This window comes from Mycobacterium sp., assembly GCF_032162605.1.
GTDB lineage: Bacteria > Actinomycetota > Actinomycetes > Mycobacteriales > Mycobacteriaceae > Mycobacterium.
On sequence record NZ_JAVROT010000573.1, the window covers coordinates 1 to 8,863 of the forward strand.

Here is an 8,863-nt window from a genome sequence, read left to right on the forward strand (position 1 = left end):
GCGAAGTCGACGTCATCAACACGACGATCCACGTCGCTGCCTACCGTGGGCCCACGTTGCCAGCGGCCAGCACGCTGCAAATCGTGCAATACCGGTCGATGGACTTCAGCCGACTGGCGGCCGTCGATCGTCTGGCCGGTCGCATCCGCGCTGGTCAGGTGTCCCCGTCGAAAGCTCGCGACGAGCTCGACGCCATCATCACCGCGCCGCGCCCTTACAAGCGCTGGGTCGCCACCCTCGCCTGGGGGGCGCTGGCGTTCGCTACGGCGGGAACCTTGGGCGCCGGTCTGCTCGCCTGCTTCGTCAGCGCTCTGAGCGCCATGACGATCGACCGGGTCAATCGGCAGCTCAACAGGCATGGGCTCCCGTTCTTCTTTCAATATGCGGTTGGCGGCGCGATCGCGACCGCACCCCCGCTGGTGCTCTACTGGCTCAGCCCCAAGCTGGGCCTGCAGTTCGAACCGACGGTGGCCATCGCCGCCGGCCTCGTCGTGCTGCTCGCAGGACTCTCGCTGGTGGGCTCCGTCGGCGACGTCATCACGGGCGCCCCGGTCACAGCTGCGGCCCGCTTCTTCGAGTTGGTCATGATGACTGCCGCGACGATCGCCGGTGTGGCGTTGGTACTGCACCTCGCCAACCGCTTCGGCGCGCCGTTCGTCGCCATCGGCGCGTATGCACCGCCCGCCTTGGCAGAGCTGCCTGCGCGTGTCGCATTCGGCGCGGCGAGCGCAGCGGCCTACGCCCTGGCCTGCTACGCCGAACGGACCGCAGCGGTGGCTGCGGCGTTCGGCGGTGCGGCAGGCGCCCTTGCGTTTCTTCTGGCACAGGGCGCGTTTGGGTCCCGTGGTGGCGTCGTTCGTCGCGGCGGTGCCGATCGGGTTGGTCGGCCGGCTGATGGAACGCCGCAATCTCGCGCCACCGCTGGTCGTGTCGATCGCGGGCATCGTGCCCCTGCTCCCGGGCCTGGCACTGTTGCACGGTATCTACGCGATTCTCAACGACCAACAGGCCGTCGGGTTCGCATCGGTGTTGGGCGCCATGGCAATCGGTACCGCCCTCGCGGCCGGCGTCACGTTGGGCGAATGGAGCTCGTGGAAAGTTCGGAGACGACGCCTTGCGGATCGCCGCCGCAGCCGCGGCACACGACTCGCTCAGCCCACGCGCACGCACGCCCAAGAGGCGCGCCGGTTGCCCCGCTCGAGTAGAGACCTCCTCTCCAATCCCGACAATCCGCCCCGCCGAGATCCTTAGGGTGCCAACGTACGCACTGCCCACGGCGATCGAAAGTCACACCGGCGAGCCCACCGCTTGTTCGCGTTCCGTGTGTGGTCCTAGGAGTCTGACGTGACCTGTGTGGTTACGCGGTGCGGCGGATCCCCCGCTTGAGTAGAAGCTCACGCTCAGCCTCGCTGAGGCCACCCCAGATGCCGTAGGGCTCTCCGACCGCGAGAGCGTGGGACCGGCACTGAGCAACCACCGGGCAACGCCGGCACATCTCCTTCGCGCGCATTTCACGCTGAGCTCGGGCACGTCCCCGCTCACCGTCCGGATGGAAGAACATCGAGGACTCGACGCCCCGGCAAAGACCTGACATCTGCCAATCCCAGATGTCGGCGTTGGGCCCGGGCAACTGCTGCGGCTGTGGCATTGGGAAAACCCCTCTCTACGCGTCTCTTTCGCGAATGAACGAAAACGTGACGTCGTGGAACCGATCCGAGCACGTGTCGCCGATGACTACTCGTGCACACAAAGTAGAAGGGCTCGAGAACTTCGGTCAATAGCCCGAGCGTGTGCTCAACCACATAACGGCAGTCCGAGAATTTACATCACGTTCATCATTGCGACGCGCACGAAACGAGATGAGTGATTACGAATCTCCAACAGTTCGATCTCGATTCCCGTTTATGCTGCTCGCGTGCGGCGATGACGCACCGACCAGTAGGAGGCGCCAGGAGGCAGTTGACACCGTCGTAACACGGTGACCATGAACTGTTAACCGAAGTTGAACCTGCCACATGAAAATCCTGGGCCCCACGGTACCTGGTTCCGGCGGTTCGTTCCCTGCGGACCATTGATAGCGTCGCCGCGGATGAACACATTCGTCGACCTGGCCTTCGGGGATGACCCGGGTCGTTGGCCATTGCCCGCGGCGAGTACGTCGCGGGAGCACTGGCTGCGCGCGGTGTCGGCGGGCGGTCAGGGTCGCTACGCAAGCGGGATCGCCGACCTGGAGATACTCGGCCGCTCGCGGCCCGACGGCCCGCTCGCCTCCCTCGCATTGAGTACGCGCGCCTCGTTCCTGCGACAGCTCGGTGGGCACCACGCCGCCCGGGCGTGGGATGGGCGGGCCTGGGCCGTCGCAGGGCCGAACGTCGAAGCGGGAGCCGATGCCCTGATCGGGTTGGCCGCCGATGCACTGGGTGTCGGCCGGTTCGCGACGGCGAGCCGGTTGCTGCTGCGCGCGGGCGATCTCCTGGGCGAGGACACCGCGGGCCGGCTACCCGTACGCCTGGCGTGGGTGCGCGCCGAGCTGGCGATGGCCACGGGAGCTGGCGCGGCATCCGTCGGGCATGCGGAGCATGCGGCGGAGCTGGCGTCGCCGCTCACCTCCACGCGACACGTCATGAAATCCCAGGTCGTACTGGCCGCGGCGCTGTGCAGCGCGGGCGAGTTCGAGACTTCCCGTCAGGTCGCCGATGGGGCACTGGCGAACACCGAACGTCTCGGGTTGATACCACTGAGCTGGGCTTTGGCGTGCCTGCTCACCGACATCGGCAGCTCCGTCCATTCGCCGTCGCAGATCCGCGTTGCTCGCGACGGGTTCGCCGAGACCGTTCGCAGGAGGGGAGGAAGGTGGTCGGCGCGGTGAGTCTGCGAGTCACTTCTAGATCACTACTCTTTAGCTGACACAACCGCGGGGACGTGCCCCATCAGTAACGCTGGAGATATCGCCCACGATGACAATTTCGGGAGACAGTCTCGATGGTGTCGTGGCCAAGGCGGTAAACGGCGACCGAGATGCACTCCGGACAGTGCTGGAGACCATCCGGCCGATCGTGTTCCGGTATTGCCGGGCGAGGATCGGGTCAGCGGAGCGAAGTGGCCTTTCAGCAGACGACGTGGCTCAGGAGGTTTGCTTGGCCGCCATCACGGCGCTGCCGCGCTACAAGGATCAGGGACGCCCCTTCCTGGCCTTCGTTTACGGCATCGCCGCGCACAAGGTCGCTGACGCACATCGCGCTCAGGGGCGTAACCGCGCCGACGCGACCGACACGCTCCCGGAGCGGCCCTCCCTCGCGGCAGGCCCCGAGCAGATGGCGATTGACTCCGAATCGGCAGCCCGGATGAACCGCCTGTTGGCGATTCTTCCCGAGAAACAGCGGGAGATCCTGGTGCTGCGCGTGGTGGTCGGCATGAGCGCCGAGGAGACAGCCGTGGCGGTCGGCAGCACCGCGGGAGCGGTGCGCGTGGCTCAGCATCGAGCCCTGGCGCGACTGAAGGGCGAGCTGAACGGAATGGGGCCTCGAGATGGCTGATTCCGGTCGCTGGACGTCCAATGGTGGAGATCCGTCGCTCAACGAGATCAACAGGGCCGACCGCTTCTTCGAAGCACTCGCTTCCAAACAACCGGTCTACTCGACCGACCCTGCCGAGGCCGAACTCGCCTTCCTCTTCGCCGAGTTCCGCGACGACGTGCGGGACGCACCCGTCACCGCTCCGGTCAGCGCCGGCGACGCCGTGGAGGCACTGCGCGGCGGACTGGCCAAGACCCGAGGTTCACGCAGGGGCTTCGCGATCGTCGGGTCGGTGGCTGCCGCGATGTTGTGCATCGGAGGGTTCGGCACGGCCGTCTACGGGGCAGGCCCGGGTGACTCGCTCTATGGCATGCGCACCGCGATCTTCGGCCAGCAGGAGCAGACCCGTGACGATCAGGTCTCGCTGGCATCGGCGCAGCTTCAGCAGGTGCAGCAGCTGATCGACCAAGGCCAGTGGCAGCAGGCACAGGACAAGCTCGTCCAGGTGAGCTCGGCGGTGCAGGGCGTCGACCAGGTCGAGAGCAAGCAACAGCTCGTCGAGCAGTGGAACGCGTTGACCTACAAGGTGGTCGAGCAGAATCCGGCAGCGACGCTTCCGCCGGGGGAGCCGCTGCCCGTTCTGCCGTCGTCGCCCTTGACCTGGCTGCCGGTGCCCGTCGTGGAGGCTCCGACGTCGGAGTCGACCGAGACGTCCCAAACGTCACAAACGTCCGAAACGACGACCACGTCGGATACCTCGGGCGCGACCGTCCCGCCGGAGACAGTAATGACGGCGCCACCCGATTCCTCGACGTCGTCCACCACAGCTGCGTCCGACGGCTCCAGCGCTCCGGCGACGCCTCCATCGACGACTCCGACGACCTTGACGGCGCCTGCCAGTTCGCCGCCATCGAGTCCCACGACGGCCACGACCACCTCCACGGTCGCAGCGGAGCTGCCGCAGGCGACGCTCCCGCCGTCGACGCCGGCCGTCCCGTCAGTCGTCCCGTCGACCTCGACGGTCGCGGAATCCCCGGCATCGCCGCCGCGGACGGCGCCGAGTTCCTCGGCCGCCCAGCCGCCTGCTGTGTCGGCTGCGCCAAGTGCATCGGTCCCGCCGAGTCCGCCTGCGGTGTCGACGGCACCGGAGAGGCCGAGCGTGGCCACGACGACGACCATCGTGCCGCAGTCCGGCGGCGTGTCCTAGCGAGTTGGCGGCGCGAGGCCGGCTAGCACCGACACCAGCAAAATCGCCGCGCGGTTGAGGCTACCCGTAGAACTTGGTGGCATGCCTCGCCGGACGGCGCTCAGCAAACGGTTGTGAACACCGCCGAGGGTGACGATCAGTGGAATCCGGTCCGTGCTCGAATTGTGAGGGCGAACTACGCCGTCAGCGATATCCGTCGGACTCCGTGGCCGCCTCGTTCAGCGATGCATCGGCATAGCCGCGGCAGTAGTCCCAGGTCACGTACGCGTCGGGTTCGGGGTCGTAAGCCGGCTCGTGCGGACGCACCGTGCCGTCCACCAGCAGCTGCAGGAGGTTGGCCCGCAACATGTCCCAGTCGTGATAGTGGTCCTGCTGGCACTCCTCACAGCACACCACCAGGCCACGAATCCCCTTGTGCGCCAACAAGGCTTCGTAGACGGCCAGATCGGCAAGGTCGGCTTCGACCGCGATGCGTTCCTGCGCATCCAGCGGCTGGCCCGGCTCGAGTGCGTCGAGAGCCGCCGAGGGATCGCACGGATCGTCGGCGAAGGGATCGGGCGGCAAACCCGGTGGCAGGTGGTCACGCACAGCTCCACACTACGCAGGACGTCGGGTATCGCGCCAGCGCCCCGCAGCGTTGCCGGGGCTCGTCCATGGCATGTCGCGTGTTCCAACCTCGTTGCCAATGGCGCGTGGAGGTCAAGTGCCGGGCCCGACCCCGATAGGATGAACTCTTAGATCTGTGCCATCTGGAGGCCTCACCCATGTCGATCGCTGAAAGCAGCCTTCCCATCGCCGTTCCGGTGCCGACCGGGGGCGACGATCCCACCAAGGTCGCGATGCTCGGGCTCACCTTCGACGACGTTCTGCTGCTTCCCGCGGCCTCCGACGTGGTGCCCGCCAACGCCAATACGTCCAGTCAGCTCACCAGGCGCATCCGGCTGCGGGTGCCGCTGGTGAGTTCGGCCATGGACACCGTCACCGAGTCTCGGATGGCCATCGCGATGGCTCGCGCAGGGGGGATGGGCGTCCTTCATCGCAACCTGCCCGCCGCGGAACAGGCCGGTCAGGTCGAGACGGTCAAACGGTCCGAGGCAGGCATGGTCACCGACCCCGTCACGTGCTCTCCCGGCAACACGCTGGCCGAGGTCGACGCCATGTGCGCGCGATTCCGGATCTCTGGCCTTCCGGTTGTGGATTCGCTCGGCTCTCTAGTTGGGATCATCACCAACCGCGACATGCGCTTCGAAGTGGACATGAACAAGCCGGTCGTCGAGGTGATGACCAAGACGCCACTGATCACTGCCCAGGCGGGCGTCACGGCCGATGCGGCGCTGGGCCTTCTGCGCCGACACAAGATCGAGAAGCTGCCGATCGTGGACGGCCACGGCAAGCTGACCGGCCTCATCACCGTCAAGGACTTCGTCAAGACCGAGCAATTCCCGCTGGCCACCAAGGACAGTGACGGCCGCCTGCTGGTCGGCGCCGCGGTCGGCGTCGGCGGAGATGCAAGGGAGCGCGCCATGACGCTGGTCGACGCAGGCGTCGACGTGGTGATCGTGGACACCGCCCACGCGCACAACCGCGGGGTGCTGGACATGGTCCATTGGCTCAAGACGGTCGCCGGTGATCGCGTCGAGGTGGTGGGCGGCAACGTCGCCACCCGTTCCGCTGCCCTCGCGCTGGTCGAGGCGGGCGCCGACGCAGTGAAGGTCGGCGTCGGCCCGGGTTCCATCTGCACCACGCGCGTCGTCGCCGGGGTTGGGGCGCCCCAGATCACGGCGATCCTGGAGGCGGTCGCCGCCTGCGCGCCGCACGGAGTGCCGGTGATCGCCGACGGCGGCCTGCAGTACTCGGGCGACATCGCCAAGGCGCTGGCCGCCGGTGCGTCGACGGCCATGCTCGGCTCGCTCCTCGCCGGCACCGCCGAAGCACCGGGAGACCTGATCTTCGTCAACGGCAAGCAGTTCAAGAGCTACCGCGGCATGGGGTCACTCGGCGCCATGCAGGGGCGTGGAGCGCAGAAGAGTTATTCGAAGGACCGTTACTTCCAGGACGACGTGCTTTCCGAGGACAAGCTGGTGCCCGAGGGCATCGAGGGCCGGGTGCCGTTCCGCGGGCCGCTGTCGACCGTCATCCACCAGCTGACGGGTGGGCTGCGGGCGGCGATGGGTTACACCGGTTCGCCCACCATCGAGCATCTGCAACAGGCGCAGTTCGTCCAGATCACTGCGGCGGGGCTGAAGGAAAGCCACCCGCACGACATCACTATGACGACCGAAGCGCCCAACTACTACGCCCGTTAGGGCCCGGGGGATCCATCCGTATGCGTGACATGGTCGAAATCGGCATGGGCAGAACCGCCCGTCGCACCTACGAACTCGACGACATCAACATCGTGCCGTCGCGACGCACACGTTCTTCGCAGGACGTGTCGACGGCGTGGCAGCTCGATGCCTACCGCTTCGAGATCCCGGTCGTCGCGCACCCCACCGATGCCCTGGTGTCCGTCGAGTTCGCGATCGAGCTCGGCAGACTCGGCGGCTTGGGCGTGCTCAACGGCGAGGGACTGATCGGCAGGCATGCCGACGTGGAGGCGAAGATCGCCCAGGTGATCGAAGCGGCGGCCAAGGAACCCGACCCGTCGGCGTCCATCCGGCTGCTGCAGCAGTTGCACGCGGAACCGCTCGATCCGGAGCTGCTGGGCGCCGCCGTCTCCCGCATCCGCGACGCGGGAGTGACCACGGCCGTCCGAGTGAGCCCGCAGAACGCCCAGGCGCTCACCCCGGCGCTCGTCGCCGCGGGGATCGACCTCCTGGTCATCCAGGGCACGATCATCTCCGCCGAGCGCGTCGCGCAGGATGTCGAACCACTCAATCTCAAGACGTTCATCTCCGAGCTCGACGTACCCGTTGTCGCGGGTGGCGTGCTGGACCACCGCACCGCACTGCACCTCATGCGGACCGGAGCGGCGGGCGTCATCGTCGGATACGGCTCGACGTGGGGGGTGACCACCAGCGACGAGGTGCTCGGCATCAGCGTGCCGATGGCCACCGCGATCGCGGATGCGGCTGCCGCTCGCCGCGAGTACCTCGACGAGACCGGCGGTCGGTACGTCCACGTACTCGCCGACGGCGACATCCATACCTCTGGCGAACTCGCCAAGGCCATTGCCTGTGGCGCCGACGCGGTCGTGCTCGGGACGCCGCTGGCCTCTGCCGCCGAGGCGCTGGGTGACGGTTGGTTCTGGCCGTCGGCGGCCGCTCACCCGTCGCTGCCTCGCGGCGCGCTGCTGCAGGTGGCGCTCGGTGAGCGCCCGTCGCTCAAGCAGGTCCTCAGCGGCCCGTCCGACGACCCGTTCGGCTCGTTGAACCTGGTCGGAGGGTTGCGCCGGTCAATGGCCAAGGCCGGCTACTGCGACCTCAAGGAGTTCCAGAAGGTTGGGCTGACCGTCGGCCGCTAGCCCCGCCCGAGCGAAGCTGCTGCTTTACAACTTAGGGTTGCCTGTCTAGCTTGTTACCGGTCGGTAAGTTCATACTGGCCGAATGGATCCTGACTACGACGTCCTGATCATCGGCTCGGGTTTCGGGGGCAGCGCCAGCGCACTGCGGCTCACCGAGAAGGGCTATCGCGTCGGTGTGCTCGAGGCCGGTCGTCGCTTCGAGGACGAGGACATGGCGAAGACGTCGTGGGACCTCCGCAAATTCCTGTGGATGCCCAAACTCGGCATGTACGGCATCCAGCGCATCCACCTTCTGCGCAACTGCATGATCCTGGCGGGTGCCGGCGTGGGCGGTGGGTCGCTCAACTACGCCAACACGCTGTACGTGCCCCCTGAGCAGTTCTTCGCTGACAAGCAATGGGCTCACATCACCGACTGGCGCGCCGAGTTGATGCCGCACTACGACCAGGCCACCCGCATGCTCGGCGTGGTCACCAACCCGACCTTCACCGATGCCGACCGCATCCTCAAGGAGGTCGCCGACGACATGGGTGTCGGCGACACCTTCGTGCCGACGCCCGTCGGGGTGTTCTTCGGCCCCGACGGCCAGAAGACGCCAGGCAAGACGGTGCCCGATCCGTACTTCGGTGGTGCGGGGCCGGCGCGGACCGGCTGCATCGAATGCGGGTCCTGCATGAC

General features: G+C 67.2%; 9 protein-coding genes and 1 pseudogene. 8 read left to right on the forward strand and 2 right to left on the reverse strand.

The features are described 5' to 3' along the window. Positions 1-56: 56 nt before the first annotated feature. Positions 57-299 (forward strand): annotated as a pseudogene (locus QOI01_RS31820) (threonine/serine exporter family protein); the annotation flags it as partial. 373 nt (positions 300-672) lie between these two features. Further along, a complete protein-coding gene (locus QOI01_RS31825; protein ID WP_526387533.1) occupies positions 673-1,251 on the forward strand; it encodes a threonine/serine exporter family protein in 579 nt (192 codons plus the stop codon). Positions 1,252-1,357: 106 nt separating this feature from the next. Here QOI01_RS31825 and QOI01_RS31830 read toward each other — a convergent pair whose 3' ends face one another. Further along, positions 1,358-1,648, reverse strand: coding sequence for a WhiB family transcriptional regulator (locus QOI01_RS31830; RefSeq protein ID WP_526387520.1), 291 nt, complete (start codon positions 1,646-1,648; stop codon positions 1,358-1,360). A gap of 441 nt (positions 1,649-2,089) precedes the next feature. Between QOI01_RS31830 and QOI01_RS31835 the strand changes: the two genes are divergently transcribed. The 3 genes from QOI01_RS31835 to QOI01_RS31845 all read left to right on the forward strand — a co-directional run bounded on the left by QOI01_RS31835 (position 2,090) and on the right by QOI01_RS31845 (position 4,722). Beyond that, positions 2,090-2,869: a hypothetical protein gene (locus tag QOI01_RS31835; RefSeq protein WP_526387521.1), complete on the forward strand. Its 780-nt coding sequence runs from the start codon at positions 2,090-2,092 to the stop codon at positions 2,867-2,869. Between the two features lie 88 nt (positions 2,870-2,957). Beyond that, positions 2,958-3,536: an RNA polymerase sigma factor gene (locus QOI01_RS31840; RefSeq protein WP_526387523.1), complete on the forward strand. Its 579-nt coding sequence runs from the start codon at positions 2,958-2,960 to the stop codon at positions 3,534-3,536. Then, positions 3,529-4,722, forward strand: a complete 1,194-nt coding sequence (locus tag QOI01_RS31845) for an anti-sigma-D factor RsdA (protein WP_526387525.1) — start codon at positions 3,529-3,531, stop codon at positions 4,720-4,722. The genes QOI01_RS31840 and QOI01_RS31845 overlap by 8 nt, the downstream gene beginning before the upstream one ends. Positions 4,723-4,905: 183 nt before the next feature. On the opposite strand, the gene QOI01_RS31850 is transcribed toward QOI01_RS31845, so the two are convergent. Next, positions 4,906-5,310 carry a DUF5319 family protein gene (locus tag QOI01_RS31850; protein ID WP_526387527.1) on the reverse strand — a complete coding sequence of 135 codons (405 nt, stop codon included), beginning with the start codon at positions 5,308-5,310 and terminating at the stop codon, positions 4,906-4,908. Between the two features lie 176 nt (positions 5,311-5,486). Here QOI01_RS31850 and guaB point away from each other — a divergent pair, with 176 nt between their 5' ends. From guaB to QOI01_RS31865, 3 genes are all read left to right on the forward strand, one after another. Next, positions 5,487-7,028, forward strand: coding sequence for an IMP dehydrogenase (gene guaB, locus QOI01_RS31855; RefSeq protein WP_526387529.1), 1,542 nt, complete (start codon positions 5,487-5,489; stop codon positions 7,026-7,028). Between the two features lie 29 nt (positions 7,029-7,057). Next, positions 7,058-8,185 carry a GuaB3 family IMP dehydrogenase-related protein gene (locus tag QOI01_RS31860; RefSeq protein WP_526387534.1) on the forward strand — a complete coding sequence of 376 codons (1,128 nt, stop codon included), beginning with the start codon at positions 7,058-7,060 and terminating at the stop codon, positions 8,183-8,185. A gap of 82 nt (positions 8,186-8,267) precedes the next feature. Beyond that, positions 8,268-8,863, forward strand: a 596-nt coding sequence (locus tag QOI01_RS31865; protein ID WP_526387531.1) for an FAD-binding protein, incomplete at its 3' end; no start/stop codon positions are given.